Origin of the sequence: Streptomyces albus subsp. albus (assembly GCF_000719865.1) — a bacterium.
GTDB lineage: Bacteria > Actinomycetota > Actinomycetes > Streptomycetales > Streptomycetaceae > Streptomyces > Streptomyces albus_E.
In genome coordinates this window covers 13,863-27,257 of the sequence record NZ_JOID01000024.1, presented here as the reverse complement: position 1 = coordinate 27,257, position 13,395 = coordinate 13,863, and the positions used below count along the sequence as shown (strand labels likewise).

Genomic DNA, 13,395 nt, shown 5'->3' with positions numbered 1-13,395 from the left:
GGTGTGGTCGACACTGCCGCGTCCACCATGCGGGGCGTCAACGCGGGTCATTGGGCGCTTGCGGTGGGGCGGACGACGATTTCGTTGACATCGACCTGCGAAGGCTGGGAAATGGCGTAGGCGATGGCCTTCGCTATGGCGGAGGCGGGCAGAGCCACGGCGCGGTAGGTCTTCATGGCCTCCCTGGCAGCGGGGTCGGAGATGCCCTCGGCGAGTTCGGACTCGGTCACGCCCGGGGAGACGAGAGTGACCCTGATGTCCCCGGTGGACTCCTGGCGCAGTCCTTCGGAAATGGCGCGTACGGCGAATTTGGTCGCGCAGTAGACGGCGGCGGTGGGAGAGACCTCGTACGCGCCGACGGAGGCGATGTTCACGAAGTGCCCGCCGCCCTGAGCGCGCATAGCGGGCAGGGCGGCGGCGATACCGTGCAGGACTCCCCGCACGTTCACGTCGATCATCCGGTCCCATTCATCCGTCTTCAGCGCTTCCAGCGGCGAGAGCGGCATCACGCCGGCGTTGTTGACCACCACGTCCACTCGGTCGTAGCGCTCACGGGCGGCGGACATGAAGGCCCGGACATCGGCGGCATCCGTGACATCCAGCCGCCGGAACGCCGCGATGCCGCCCGCGGTGGTGATCTCCTCGGCCAGCGCTTCGAGACGATCGGCGCGTCGCGCCCCGAGGAACAAGCTGTGGCCGTCGGCGGCGAGCCGGCGGGCGGTCGCCTCTCCGATCCCGCTGCTCGCTCCGGTGACCGCCACGACCTTGGTTGCGTCCGTCATGCCTGCGTTTCCTCTCGATGGAGCACCAGGTGCTCGTGATGGAGCACACCGTCACGGATGTCGCCCGTCGCGGTGAACCCGGAGTCGTCGACGTAATCGATGTGGCTGCCGGTCACCGTGTAGCGGCCCGTGTAGGCGCTGCTTCGGTTGCCGCGGGCCTCGTCGTACCGGCCGTCCGCCCGCAGCTCCTGGCGGATGTGACCGTCCGCGGTCACCCACATGCCGACCACGTCGTGATGGCCCTCGTCCGTGTTCGCTGTCATGACGAACTCCCCTCGTCGATGGGTGCGGATCCGTCCGCCCAACCGAGTCTGGACAGGTCAAAGACGGGCGACCAGGACGTGTCCTGCCCGGGTGCACCGCACCCAGGCAACACGCCGTCCCTGCGGCTTAGGCTGAGGACATGACCGACAACCCCCTGGGAGAGTTCCTGCGCGCGCGCAGAGCGGCACTGCGGCCGCAGGAGGTCGGCATGGCGAGCTGCGGCGTGCGCAGAGTCGCCGGACTGCGCCGTGAAGAGGTCGCCGTCCTGGCCGGGATGAGCGCGGATTACTACACCCGCCTGGAACAGGGACGCGAACGCCACCCCTCGGCCCAGGTGCTCGACGCGCTCGGCCGGGCCCTGCGCCTGGACCCCGACGCCCACGCGCACCTGCACCAGCTGGCCGGGACGGTGCCGGGCAACCAGTTCGCCCACACCACGGACCGGGTCACTCCCGCCCTTCGCCGGCTGCTGGACGGGCACCCGGGCTCCCCGGCGTTCGTCATCAACCGGACCTTGGACATCCTGGCCGCCAACGCCTTGGCCGAGGCCCTGCACTCACCCTTCGAGCAGGCGGACAACCTGGCCCGCATGACCTTCCTCGACCCGGCGGGCCGACAGTTCTACACCCGGTGGAGCCGCACGGCACAGGCCACCGTGGGCCATCTGCGCCAGGCGGCCGGCCTCGACCCGGAGAACCCGCGGCTGCGGGAACTCGTCCGCGTCCTCACCGCGCACAGCGCCGACTTCACCCGGCTGTGGACCGCCCACGCCGTGCGTGGCAAGACCCAGGACGCCAAGCATTTCCTCCACCCCGAGGTCGGCACCCTGAACCTCACCTACCAGGCCTTCGACGTACGCGATGCCCCGGGCCAGCAACTCGTCGTCTACCAGGCCGAACCCGGCAGCCCCAGCGCCCAGGCCCTCAACCTGCTCGGTTCCCTCCACGCCACCTCGAAGCAGACGGCCATCTAGCCGGAACGACGGGGGCTCGGCGGGCAGAGGCCACCCGGCGCGGGCCCGGCGGGAGCGGGCGCCGAGGCCGGGCCCGTACGCACCGCGCGGAGCCGGCCGCCCGCGCAACGTGCCCGCCCGAAGGCAGCCCGGAAAACCCGGAATGCTCCGTTCGGGTGGCCGGGTGCAACCGCATTCGTCGGTTATGTGTCTGCCAACCCAGAGGAGTGAAAAGGGGCGTTTTCCGGCGGTACGGACGTTCCGTCCAACCGCCGCGCCCGCTCCTCGCGAAGAGAAGGAGACACATGAGGTATCGAACCCACCCGGGACAGCCGGAACAGTCGGAACAGCCGGGACGCCCCGAGCCGCACGCGGCCGGCGACGAGCCGGCCCGCGGCCGCCGCGGCCCCCGCAGGCGCGCCGCCACCCTGCTCGCCGTGACGGCCCTGTGCGGCGCGGCCCTGCTGCCCGGGACGAGCGGCGCCACGGCGAGCGAGGCCGGGCGGACGACGCAGGCGGTCGGGGCCACCGGGGCCGCCGACGCCGACCGCTACCGTCCCCACCGGACGGAGCGGATCGCGGCCGCCGTGCTCGGCGACGACCGTCTGATCACGCTGACGGCGGTGCGCTCACGCGTCGACCGCCTGGCCGCCACCGTCCGGCTGGCCATCTTCACCAAGGAGCGCGGCCGCTGGGCCGAGGAGGACCGGGCGATCGTCGGAGAGCGGGACGGCTGGTTCTGGTTCCCGCTGACGGGCGACGGCGCGGTCTGCGAATTCTCGACGTCCAACGCCGAGTTGGAGTCGATCGAGATCAGTCTGCTGATCACCCCGTCCATCGGCTGCTCACCGGTCCACCGCTTCCATGTGGAGGACGGCGAACTGATCCCCGACTGAGCACACGGGACAGAGGCACGACAGCAGGACGACGGAACCCAGCGGGGCGCCTCCGGGGAACAACGGGGGACGGTGAGGCGCCCGGCTGAACGACGGGGGGCGCGGCGGAGCCGGCCGGCTGACGGCGGCTCCGCCGCGGCCTGCGCCCATCGCCCCGTCACACCGGGGCCGAGGCGACTCCCCGCCCTCGGGCGGGGCGAGCGGACTCCCCCGCCGCCGGCGCGTGCGGCAGGATGCGAGGCATGACATCCGACCGCCGCGCCACCGGTGCCACGCTGTTACCGCTGACCCTGGCCGCCGTCACGGCCGTCACCGCCGTCGCCGTTCTCACCGGCTGCGGTACGAAGCGCCCGGCGGGTGAGGACGGAGGTCCCCCCACGGCGGCCGGCGCCCCCGCCACCGCCGGATCGCCCGGATCAGCCGGATCAGCCGGTGCCTCCGTGCCGCCGAGGGCCCAACTCGAGGAGCGGGCACGGCGGATGGGCTCGGCGATCGAGCTGATCTACGTGGCCGAGGTGCCGGGCTTCAGACGCGCACAGCAGTCGGCCGGTGTCTACGGCGGCGATGGCTTCTCGGCGATGTACGTCGCCGCGTCGGGCGGCGGGACGGTCCAACTGTCGGTGGGCCGGGGGACGTTGCGGGACAGGGAGGAGTGCGAGCGAACGCCTCTCTCCTTCGCGGACGGTGGCGGTGGGGGCGGGAAGGTGGCGTGCGAGCGGGACGGCGACGCCTGGTACCGGACGTCGGGCGACGCGCACGAGTACGCCCGTCCGGAGGACGGCCACGTGGTGCGGCTGACCGCCGACCGGGAGAGCGCCGACCGCGGGATCCTGCGCAGCGGGGCCAGGGACGTACGCCCGGCGGACGACGCGGAACTGCACGCCCTGCTCCCGCCGCTCCCGGACAGGGGAGGCACGGGCGGCGAGGGCACGGGCGGCGCGGGCGGCGGCGGACAGCAGCCGGAGCGGGGAGACCTCCCGCCGGAGGGCGACGGCGCCCCGAACAACAACGTGGACGTGGGCGGCTGACGCGAGGCGCGCCACGCCGGGGCGGACACCGCCCCGCACCGCCTACGCGGCCGGATGCGCACCCAAGTCCGGAGCCGGACGGAATCCCGGGCCCCCATCCCGGACTGCCGCCCGGCCGTCCGCCAGGCCGTCTGCCCCGTCGCCCGCTCGTTCCGGGCAGGGCAGCCCCGGCGCGGCGCGATTGGGGGAGCAGGCCACGACGGCCAGGGACAGAAAGGCGGGTGCTCCGAGGTAGTAGCCGAGGGACACGTCCCCGCCCCGCAGCAGCGTGCCGGTCAGCCGGCCGACCAGCCCACGCAGACGGGCGGCGCCACCGTCGACCGGGGGTTCGCAGCGCGGCGCGTACTCCTCCAGCCGCGCCCCGAGCCAAGCCGCGGCGCTCTCCGCCCCGTCCCAGGAACCGGCCACCAGTTGGGCCGGCTTGAGCAGCCAGAGCGCCACCTCGATGGGCGGCAGCGGCGAACGCAGGAACTCCTCCGTCAACGTGCGGTGCAGGGCCACCCGCTGGGCGCTCGCGTCGGGATCGGCGCCGGGCCACGGCTCGACGGGCAGCCGCCGCCGGGACTCCCTGTCGAATTCGGCTTTCTCGCCAACCCACAGATATCCGTGAAAGTGCACGGCAGTTCGCTTTCCGGAGGGGTCTCTCGCCGGGCCTCCACCGTGCCCGCCACGCCGCACCTAAGCCGCCGTATGAACGGGCCCCATGAAGGGCTCCAACGACGACGGGCGGAACGGGCGTGACCGGCACGGGCAGTGGAGAACGGCGAGGAGACCGTGCGGGACCTGCTACGCGGAGAGCCCGAAGCGCGCCGGCTCGATACCGGCCGCCAGGAGCTCGTCCGTGGTGAACCGCAGCGGCTCGGCCTCCGGCCGCTTGCTGTCACCGAGGGCCCACACGTTCTCACCGACCTTGGCGAGCGTCACACAGGACTCGCCGTCCGGATGGGTATTGCCGCCACAGGCCTTCGAGAAGACGGCACCCGTGAGGGGGAGGTCGTACATCTCGGATGTCCTGGAGTTGTGTTGTTCAGTCATGCGGCCATCATGGATCCCGGAATGGTGAATTCTCTAGGATCTTTCCTGTTCGCGCAAGAACTCGTCCCGCACGCCGGAAACCAGTCTCAGCATTTCCGTGCCGTACAAGGCTGCGGAGCTGAAGGCGTCGAAAGTCCGCAGATACGTTTCTATATCGCGCGGATCGCGCGTGGTGATCTCTGAATGAAATGTTTCGACAAGAACCAGTCGTTCGTCATGGATGCTGAAGCAGGTCATGGGAAAGTCGGGCATGCGGCGGTTGAGTGGCAGCACGCCCAGAGCCACGTTGGGGAGCCGGGACAGCGACTTGAGGCGGTCCAACTGCATCGCCATGACAGCGGACTCGCAGATACGCCACCGCAGGACGTGTTCGCAGATCAGGAAATGGAAAGACCGCTGGGGGTCGTACAGGACACTCTGACGCTCCAGCCGCGCGGCGACCGTCTTGGCCCTCGTCTCATCCGGCAGCGCAGGGGGAACGGAGAAAACGGCCCGTACGTACTCGGGCGTCTGCAGCAACCCGGGGATCAACTGCCCCTGGAACAGGCGTAGCTCAGTAGTCCGGTCCTCAATGGCCTTGATTGCCTTCTGATGCTTCCACGGCCCCATGCGCCTGAGCACCCGCCATGCGGTGGTTTCCGTGGCCGTGGCCCGGGCCGTCCGCAGGAACTCGGCCTTCGCCTGTTCGGAGACCCCGAGTGCCGTGAGGATCAGCTCGACATCTCTGACCGACGGCAGGGTCCGGCCGTTCTCGATCTTCGACAGTTTGCCGGCGGACATGGCGGCACTGCGCGCCACGGAATCCCCCGTGCGTCCGGAGGCGATTCTGAGAGCGCGCAGTGCCGCACCGAGGTCTCGCTGAGGGCTGTCGTTCAAGCCTGGTGGGACTTCCGGTAATCGGAGAACGGAACCGCGTGGGACTGGGCGATGTCGCGATAACGCCGGTATTCCCGGAGGCGGTCCGAGGGCAGCGGTTCGGCTCCCTGGAACTTGCCGTCGGACGTGTAGTGCATCCGATAGACGCGTTCGTCATCGAAGAGCCAGAAGTCGTGATCCGGCAGACCGGTGACTTCCTTCTCCGCGAGATCGATGATCCCGATCTGCTCCCCGGCGGTGATGTTCCCCGGGTAGGCGGAGAGTTCATAGCGCAGGTAGTCGGTGAGGGGAGAGCGCAGCACGTGCACGCGCGATACGGACTTGCCGAGGTCCGTCATGGAACGAACCCACGGGTTGTCGCTCCATTCGGGCGGCATGGGCTCTCCGGCGAGGAAGGCGGCATACTCGTCCCGCTCGTCCTCCACGTCGTAGACGCTGAGGGTTTCCAGCCGGAACGCGGTTCGCCGGAATTCCTCGAAGAGCCGGCCGAACTCATCCCCGGTCAGCATGGAAGAACTCTTCGAGTACGGCGGCGGGGACGAGGACGGCGGTCTCGCCGTCCGGAAGATTCAGTTGAGCCAGCCGATCCGGATCGGATACGACGTAACCCTGCACGATGTAGTCCTTGGTGTCCTCAATGGCCCACAGGGTCGGGCACGAGCCATTCTTGCAGTCAGGGTCACCCGACAGTTTGTGCAGCATCGATATCCCCCGGTTCTCTCTGTTGCGTTGATGCTGCGCTATGCGGGATCGCCAGGTCAAGGCGGGCAGCTTTCCACAACGAGAAAGTCAAGCCTGTGTTGACGGGGTGGCGGAGAGCATCCCGCGGGGGCGAGTCTCGGGCATCAGCCGGTGCACGCTCGCGCGAGGTGACGGTGGGTACGAACCGGGCGCGCCAGAGGCGGGCGGGGCCGGTGGAAAACGGAGTGCGGGGCCGCCGGCCCGACGCCTAACGTGCCGCCATGCGTGTCGTCTTCACCAAGGGCCCCGGTACGAGCTACGACATCGCGGTGCACCGCGAGACCGGCGCGGCGCTGGCCCCGCGCAACGGCCCTGGCGGACATCCGTACCTGCCGCACGACCTCGTGCACTTCCTGGTCGAGGCGGAGGCGGGCATCGAGCTCGGGGTGTACGGGCGGCTGGCCGCCGGCGACAACGGCCTGTTCTGGCCCGCGGACCCCGCCGAGCGGAACAAGGCGGCACGCCGCCGCAAGACGAAGCCGGCGAAGTCCTCCCCGCGGGCGCGAGCCGACATGGAGCGCTCGGAGGAACTGGCCGGCATCGCCGTCCCGGTCTGGGAGGTACGCCGCGGCCACGCCAAGACCCTCCCGGCCTACGTGCGGGCCAAGGAAATCCCGCCGGTCGTCGACCGCATCGTGACCCGCCTCGACGAGTACGCGAACCGCTGGCACGCCTTGCCGGTGGGCGGCTCACTCCAACTCACCTGGTAGGCCGGGGCTTCTCGGCCGCAGGAGCCACCATCAACGGGTCCCTTGGTGATCGGTTCACATCGCTCCGTGGCGCACCGCGGAGACGAAGGCGGCCCACTCTCCGCGAGGCACGGCGAGCACGGGCCCGGCCGTGTTCTTGGAGTCGCGCACCAGCATGGATGCGGGCACGGTGGCGACCTCCAAGCACTCGCCCCCGGAACCGTTGCTGTAGCTGCTCTTGTGCCACTGGATGCCCGTCGGTACGGGGTGAGACATGCCGCTCAAGGTCCCTGGGCGGCTGGATCCGGATGGCGGCTGAGAGGCCGACGGGTCTCCAGAAAGCCTTGTGGGCCTGCCAGGGCTTGAGGGCTCAGCCGAGATTGCCATGACGCAGCTCCTTCGTGAACGCGCTCCATGCCGACGGTCCGAACCACAGCCCCTGCCGACCGGGCGACTTGGAATCACGGACCGCTGTGCCGCGCCTGAGCAGGGCGGCTTCAACACATTCCGTGGGGCCCGCGCTGCTGTATGACGACTTGAACCAAGCGTCATCAGGTATGGCGGGCTGACGTCCTGCGCGCATCACATCTCCCTGCGGGCTTCGTCGATCAAGGCCGATGACGCGGCCATGTCCAATGCTTGTGCGCGCAGGTAGTCGAAGGCAAGCCGGTAGTGGTCCAGCTCCTCGTCCTTCTCCATGAACAGGGAGCCCACATGGGTCTCCACGTAGACGACGTCCAGGGACGGTTCCGGCCCGCCCAGGATGACGAAGCTGCCCTTGGCGGCGGAGTGCGCCCCCTTGGCGAACGGCAGGACTTGAAGCGTGATGCCGGGAGCTTCGTTGGCTTCCAGCAGCCGGGTGAGCTGTGCGCGCATCGTCTCCCGGGAGCCGACCACGCGACGCAGGACCGACTCGTCCAGCACGACCCACAGGTGCGGTGGATGCGGTCTGCTCAGAATGGCCTGTCGCTTGATGCGGAGGTTGACGAGCTGCTCGATCTCCTCCGGAGGACGTCGCATCTCCGAGGCGTGCTGTACGGCCTCGGCGTAGCTCCGGGTCTGGAGCAGTCCGGGAACGTAGACACAGGCGAAGTGGTCTTCGCGTACCGCCTCATCTTCGAGCGTCAGGAGAAGACTGGCGCTTTCTGGAAGGTAGTCGGCGAAGGAGTGCCACCAGTTCTGCTGCTTCGCTTCCTTGGCCAGTGCGACGACCGCTTGCCGTTCCGCGTCACTGGCGCCGTACTCCCGGCAGAGCGCTTCCACCACAAGCCACTTGACCGGACCCTGCTGAGTCTCGTAGCGGCTGATGGTCGCCTTGGACACCCCGACCAGCCGGCCCGCCTCCTCCAGCGTCATGCCGTTGCGCGCCCGCAGCTTTCGCATCATGGCGCCGAGCTGACGGCGGCGTGTGGTGGCTTTCGCTGCCAACGGTTGTCTCCCAGGGAGCTTGGCTGCTTCATCGCTCGTGGACGCTGAGCAGGCTATGGGGCTCGGCGACCGGCATCCACCGCGTTCACTCGTGCGGGTGGGAAGTCCGTGAGAAGTTACATGAAGAGAGTTCTCACTGCCATTCTTTCTGCGTCAGCACGGGGACGTGACCCAGGGCGAGGTGTCGGCTGACAGCCGCAGCGCCCGGGGGGGAGAGGCATGCTGGAACTCGGGGCCGCGGAGACCCGCACCCGGTCTGTCATCGTGTTTGCGGCTGAGGCGACTCAGCTGCAAAAACTGCGATCGCTGGTCAGAGAACAACTTGCACAGTGGGATATGCCGGCGCTGGCTGAGGAAATTCAGCTGACTGTCACCGAGCTGGTCACCAACGTCATCAAACACGTCGGAGCAGGATCGGCGGCGACGCTCATCCTTGAGCAGCTCCCCGACCGGGTACGCGTCGAAGTGCACGACGAGAGTCGCGAGCTGCCAGTGCTGAGGGACGCGGACTGCGACAGCGAGTGCGGCCGCGGACTGCATCTGATCGCCGCGATGGCGTCCGACTGTGCCGCGGCGCTCACTTCTGCCGGCAAGGTGGTCTGGTGCGAGTTCGTGCTCGTGCCCGCGTATGACCGCAGCCGTGTTGACCGCGCCACGGCAGCGCTGCAGAGCTACTGCGACGCGGCCGGCGTCCGTGTCTCCTTCTCCTCCCCGCCCCGCAGTCTGCCGTTGATGGAGGAACTCGCCTTCGCCCTCATGTCGGATCTCCTGCACTGCTGCGCAGCACGGGGTGGTGATGGCGTGAGCATCGTCGAGCGTCTGGCGTCCTCCTGGACCGAAGCGGGCGAGGCGACCCGGCCGTCGGGGAAGTGCGGGCACACTGAAGGCCGAGGCGAGCGGCGAGACGGGCTGCCAGCTCATGAAACCGATGTGGCGTATCTCGTCACCACACCAGGAACTGATACCTAATCAGTGCACCTCGTCACCCGGCGTCGTGTCGATTTGTCCGCGGATCTGCAGCCGCAGACGGCCTGTGGCGTCCTTCTGCTCGGGCCATCCTGCGCTGCGGTGCACCGCTGCACGCGAGGTGAGAGATCCACAGTTCAGGGTGCAGTCCCGGCGAACCCGGACGTCGACTTGGCTATGTCGACTGTCCACCGCACCTGTCCTCCAACAGGAACATCAGCCTTGAAGGTTGGGAAACGATTCCTTGAGAATGTTGATCAAGTCTTGGGCCGATTTGGCGTCCAGTTGAATGCTCTGGCTGGTCTTCCCCTGGATCTTCCGCTCGGGAGATCCATAGGTATCCAACTGCAGGATGCGCTGCCCCTCTATGGTGAACACCCGGTAGCCACAGCTCACAGGCCCGTGCACGCTCCGGGCGTCAGAGGGCCGTGACTCAAATTCGTTGATCAAAGCCATGGGGCACATGTTTCCACGATGAGCGCGGTGAAGCACTGCCGTGCGGCATCTTGCTCAACTTGGATCCTGGCCTCCGTAGTCATCGGTGCCGGGCCTCATGAGACGGCCACCGCGGAGTAGGACCAGACGTCGGCCGGCAGTGGGTGCCGGAGTTTCCAGACGATGCCCATGGGCTTGCTACCACGGTGTTCCACGTACTCGGCTGGGCCGAGCAGCATCCAGGGCTGAGGCCCGTTGATGTCCGTCTTCTTGTAGCGGCGGACGAACAGCAGCACCTGGGAGCCCTGCCGCTGGTGGTTCTGGTAGCGGAGGCCCGTGGGGGAGGTTTCGGAGGTCGTGTTCTGCGACTCCCAGTGGAACAGGGACTCGCTCATGGCGTAGTCCTTGTACCGGGTCTGCGGAGAGAAATCCTTCTCGTCCTTCTCCAAGGTGATCAGAAGGGCGTCGGTCCGGATGTTCTCGCACCACCGCACGCCTTCCCGGAAGTGCCCGGGTACGGTGCCGCCGATGAAGGACTGGCCCAGCGCAGGCAGTATCTCCTCGCGGCTGTACGAGGAGTGGACGCTCAACGGCAGCCCCGCCTGCTCGCTCAGGAGCGGAATGGGCACATGCTCCGCCTGATCGAGAGCGTGGGTCAGAACCCCCCGCACTTCATCGCGGAAGGCGTGCTGCTGCTTGAGGGCGCTGAAACCCGCCTGATAGCTGTCATGTCCGCCGTGAGGCCAGATCGAGAAGTAGAGCATGCGGGCATACGCCTGGGTCTGCTCGTCCAGTTGGTCGTACGGCAGTGCGTCGTCCTCCAGTAGGGCGGAGTAGGCCCGGGAGCGGATCGGGTCGTCGACGTGCAAGAAGGCCGGCACGCGCTTGAGGAGGGCTGCTTCGCCGTCTGGAGGTGTGTCGGTCAGCAGGTGTGCTCGGCGGAGCAGACCGGTCCAGGAGTTGCCGGTCCCCTTGTAGAGCTGCTTGATGTCCCGGCCGCTCTCCGCGAGATAGTCACGGAGTTGTGGTCTGGCGTAGTCCGCTACCTCGCGTGCGAGTTGTGCGACGTTTACTCCGAGTTGGCTTCTGATGTTCTGGATGATCTCCTTCTTGGCCTTGGGTTCAAGAATGATCTGGCAGCCAGACGGGAGCTGGGGGAAATCGTGCTCGATGTGGTCGAGCAGCCGATTTCTGGTGAGGTTGGTCAGTTCGCGGAACTGGTTCTCGAAGCGGAACTCTTTGCGGTGCTGGCCGATGAAGTCGAGAACGGTCAGCACGGCCTTGCCCTCGCTGCGGCGTAGTCCTCGGCCGAGTTGCTGGAGGAATAGCGTGGCGCTGGACGTCGGACGCAGGAGAAGCAGAGTGTCGACATCCGGAACGTCGAGTCCTTCGTTGAAGAGGTCGACGGAGAAGACAACCTGAAGTTCTCCGGACCTGAGATCGTCCAGAGCCGCCTTCCGCTGATCGGCGGGTGTCTCCCCGGACAGGGCCACTGCACGCAGGCCCTGTCCGCGGAACGCCTCCGCCATGAAGTGGGCATGGGCCACGGACACGCAGAAGCCGAGGGCCCGCATGGTGTGAGGCTCCGCGATCTTGTCTCTGACCGCCTTGAGGATCAGCCGGGCGCGTGCGGTATCGCCGGTGAGGACACGGTCCAGGGCCGCCGGATCGTAGGAGCCGCGCTTCCAGGCCACGGTACGCAGGTCCGTGCTGTCCGTGATCCCGAAGTAGTGGAAGGGACTGAGGAGATCGTTCTCCAGCGCCTCCCACAAGCGCAGCTCGGCAGCGATGCGGCCGTCGAAGAACTCGTCCTGGATGTTACGGCCGTCCATGCGCTCGGGGGTCGCCGTCAGACCGAGCAGTTCCATGGGCTGGAAGTGGTCGAGAATCTTTCGGTAGGTCGGTGAAGTGCCGTGGTGAAACTCGTCGATGACCACCATGTCGAAATGGTCGGGTGACAGCCGGTCGAGGGAGCGGGCGTTGAGCGACTGCACGCTGGCGAAGACGTGCTCCCACTTCTCCGGAATCTCTCCGCTGTGCAGGGACTCGCCGAAGTTGGCGTCGACAAGCACGTCCTGATAGGTGCGGAGCGATTGCTGCAGGATCTCTCTGCGATGCGCTACGAAGAGCAGTCGCAAGTCTCTGCCGTGTTTGAGCCGCAGATGCTTGTAGTCCAGGGCGGCCATCACCGTCTTACCGGTGCCGGTGGCTGCCACCAGGAGATTGCGGTGCCGGTCGTGGACCTCGCGCTCGACTTCCAGGCGCTCCAGCATGTCCCGCTGGTGAGGGTACGGGCGCACGTCAAGGCCGGAGAGAGTGATCCGACCGCGTGGAGCAGCGGTCGTACTGCCACCTGCCTGCTGCAAGGCGGCATCCAGCCGGGCGCTGTCCTCGTCCGGGTCGTAGGACTCGAAGGAGGTCTCGTTCCAGTACGAGTCGAAGGTGGCCTCGAACTTCTGGAGCACGGCTGGGGTGGCGACGGAGGAGAGCCGTACGTTCCACTCCAGGCCGTCGAGCAGAGCCGCCCTGGAGAGGTTGGAGCTGCCCACGTAGGCGGTGTCGTAGCCGCTGTTGCGGCGGAACAGCCATGCCTTGGCGTGCAGGCGGGTGGAGCGCAGCTCGTAGTTGACCTTGACCTCGGCGCCGAAATCCCGCACCAGCCGGTCAAGGGCACGGCGCTCGGTTGCGCCGAGGTAGGTCGTAGTGATCACGCGTATCGGGACGCCCCGGCGCCGCGCTGCCTGGAGGGACTCTTCGAGGACGCGGAGGCCGTGCCACTTCACGAAGGCGCACAGCAGGTCCACGCGGTCAGCGGTGGCGAGCTCGGCGCGCAGTTCGAAGCCGACACTCGGATCCTCCGGGGCGTTGGTGATCAAGGCAGTTTCGGAGAGTGGTGTGGCCGGACGGAGGGCGTAGGCGTCGGACGACTCCTTCTCGGAGAGCGCCAGGAGTTGACGGGGGCCGTCGGCGACAAGCTGCACCCACTCCTGCGCGCCTTCGATCGTGCTGAGGGATTCCAGGACGTGATTGGCCGCCGCCACCTGCTCGGCCGGGGTTAGCCCTTGAAGAATGCGCCTGACCGTCTCGCCGATGTGGCGGGAGAGGACGTGAGGAGAGGAGGCTTCACCAACCGTGCCCGCCACCGGTTGCCAACCCTGCGAGGCCAACTCGCCGATACGCCGTTCCAGCCGGGTGGTGATGAGCTTCTCGTAGAGCCCGGCGATGGGTGCGATGTCGTGGGCCGCCTGGTCGGTCACGTTTCTCCCCGTGTTGCGAAGTCCGGCCACCGTTCTAGCAGCAGCC

17 protein-coding genes are annotated in these 13,395 nt (G+C 67.9%); 5 read left to right on the top strand and 12 right to left on the bottom strand.

Translation table 11 applies throughout. From position 1 onward, the window contains the following. Positions 1–47: 47 nt before the first annotated feature. Both IF83_RS0122910 and IF83_RS0122905 read right to left on the bottom strand, forming a co-directional pair. The gene (locus tag IF83_RS0122910; protein WP_030547112.1) at positions 48–782 is read right to left on the bottom strand and encodes an SDR family oxidoreductase; all 735 of its coding nucleotides are present in this window, start codon (positions 780–782) and stop codon (positions 48–50) included. Beyond that, positions 779–1,045: an Atu4866 domain-containing protein gene (locus IF83_RS0122905; RefSeq protein ID WP_030547106.1), complete on the bottom strand. Its 267-nt coding sequence runs from the start codon at positions 1,043–1,045 to the stop codon at positions 779–781. Before IF83_RS0122905 ends, IF83_RS0122910 begins: the two co-directional genes overlap by 4 nt. A 140-nt stretch (positions 1,046–1,185) precedes the next feature. On the opposite strand from IF83_RS0122905, the gene IF83_RS0122900 reads away from it, so the two are divergent. From IF83_RS0122900 to IF83_RS0122890, 3 genes are all read left to right on the top strand, one after another. After that, a complete protein-coding gene (locus IF83_RS0122900; protein ID WP_030547104.1) occupies positions 1,186–2,019 on the top strand; it encodes a helix-turn-helix transcriptional regulator in 834 nt (277 codons plus the stop codon). Positions 2,020–2,303: 284 nt separating this feature from the next. Then, positions 2,304–2,894, top strand: a complete 591-nt coding sequence (locus tag IF83_RS30570; protein WP_051723200.1) for a hypothetical protein — start codon at positions 2,304–2,306, stop codon at positions 2,892–2,894. A 242-nt stretch (positions 2,895–3,136) separates the two neighbouring features. Then, a complete protein-coding gene (locus tag IF83_RS0122890; RefSeq protein WP_051723199.1) occupies positions 3,137–3,922 on the top strand; it encodes a hypothetical protein in 786 nt (261 codons plus the stop codon). Positions 3,923–3,964: 42 nt separating this feature from the next. On the opposite strand, the gene IF83_RS0122885 is transcribed toward IF83_RS0122890, so the two are convergent. From IF83_RS0122885 to IF83_RS0122865, 5 genes are all read right to left on the bottom strand, one after another. Next, the gene (locus IF83_RS0122885) at positions 3,965–4,540 is read right to left on the bottom strand and encodes a hypothetical protein (RefSeq protein WP_347877116.1); all 576 of its coding nucleotides are present in this window, start codon (positions 4,538–4,540) and stop codon (positions 3,965–3,967) included. A 168-nt stretch (positions 4,541–4,708) separates the two neighbouring features. Beyond that, positions 4,709–4,957 carry a DUF397 domain-containing protein gene (locus IF83_RS0122880; protein WP_037680940.1) on the bottom strand — a complete coding sequence of 83 codons (249 nt, stop codon included), beginning with the start codon at positions 4,955–4,957 and terminating at the stop codon, positions 4,709–4,711. A 33-nt stretch (positions 4,958–4,990) separates the two neighbouring features. Next, positions 4,991–5,833: a helix-turn-helix domain-containing protein gene (locus IF83_RS0122875; protein ID WP_078843764.1), complete on the bottom strand. Its 843-nt coding sequence runs from the start codon at positions 5,831–5,833 to the stop codon at positions 4,991–4,993. Continuing rightward, complete coding sequence (locus IF83_RS0122870) at positions 5,830–6,342, bottom strand: DUF6879 family protein (protein WP_030547094.1); 513 nt, start codon at positions 6,340–6,342, stop codon at positions 5,830–5,832. The genes IF83_RS0122875 and IF83_RS0122870 overlap by 4 nt, the downstream gene beginning before the upstream one ends. After that, the gene (locus IF83_RS0122865; RefSeq protein ID WP_030547092.1) at positions 6,326–6,535 is read right to left on the bottom strand and encodes a hypothetical protein; all 210 of its coding nucleotides are present in this window, start codon (positions 6,533–6,535) and stop codon (positions 6,326–6,328) included. Before IF83_RS0122865 ends, IF83_RS0122870 begins: the two co-directional genes overlap by 17 nt. Before the next feature lie 260 nt (positions 6,536–6,795). On the opposite strand from IF83_RS0122865, the gene IF83_RS0122860 reads away from it, so the two are divergent. Beyond that, the gene (locus tag IF83_RS0122860; protein ID WP_030547091.1) at positions 6,796–7,284 is read left to right on the top strand and encodes a hypothetical protein; all 489 of its coding nucleotides are present in this window, start codon (positions 6,796–6,798) and stop codon (positions 7,282–7,284) included. 54 nt (positions 7,285–7,338) lie between these two features. Here the strand turns inward: IF83_RS0122860 and IF83_RS0122855 are convergent, their stop codons facing one another. From IF83_RS0122855 to IF83_RS0122850, 3 genes are all read right to left on the bottom strand, one after another. Next, positions 7,339–7,539, bottom strand: coding sequence for a DUF397 domain-containing protein (locus tag IF83_RS0122855; protein WP_030547090.1), 201 nt, complete (start codon positions 7,537–7,539; stop codon positions 7,339–7,341). 94 nt (positions 7,540–7,633) lie between these two features. Further along, positions 7,634–7,846: a DUF397 domain-containing protein gene (locus IF83_RS32485; protein WP_078843763.1), complete on the bottom strand. Its 213-nt coding sequence runs from the start codon at positions 7,844–7,846 to the stop codon at positions 7,634–7,636. Then, positions 7,846–8,649 carry a helix-turn-helix domain-containing protein gene (locus IF83_RS0122850; RefSeq protein WP_394297366.1) on the bottom strand — a complete coding sequence of 268 codons (804 nt, stop codon included), beginning with the start codon at positions 8,647–8,649 and terminating at the stop codon, positions 7,846–7,848. The genes IF83_RS32485 and IF83_RS0122850 overlap by 1 nt, the downstream gene beginning before the upstream one ends. 261 nt (positions 8,650–8,910) lie before the next feature. Here IF83_RS0122850 and IF83_RS0122845 point away from each other — a divergent pair, with 261 nt between their 5' ends. Then, complete coding sequence (locus IF83_RS0122845) at positions 8,911–9,660, top strand: ATP-binding protein (RefSeq protein ID WP_051723196.1); 750 nt, start codon at positions 8,911–8,913, stop codon at positions 9,658–9,660. Between the two features lie 213 nt (positions 9,661–9,873). Here IF83_RS0122845 and IF83_RS0122840 read toward each other — a convergent pair whose 3' ends face one another. Both IF83_RS0122840 and IF83_RS0122835 read right to left on the bottom strand, forming a co-directional pair. Then, positions 9,874–10,113: a hypothetical protein gene (locus IF83_RS0122840; protein WP_030547085.1), complete on the bottom strand. Its 240-nt coding sequence runs from the start codon at positions 10,111–10,113 to the stop codon at positions 9,874–9,876. Between the two features lie 95 nt (positions 10,114–10,208). After that, positions 10,209–13,349, bottom strand: coding sequence for a DEAD/DEAH box helicase (locus IF83_RS0122835; RefSeq protein WP_030547083.1), 3,141 nt, complete (start codon positions 13,347–13,349; stop codon positions 10,209–10,211). Positions 13,350–13,395: the final 46 nt, after the last annotated feature.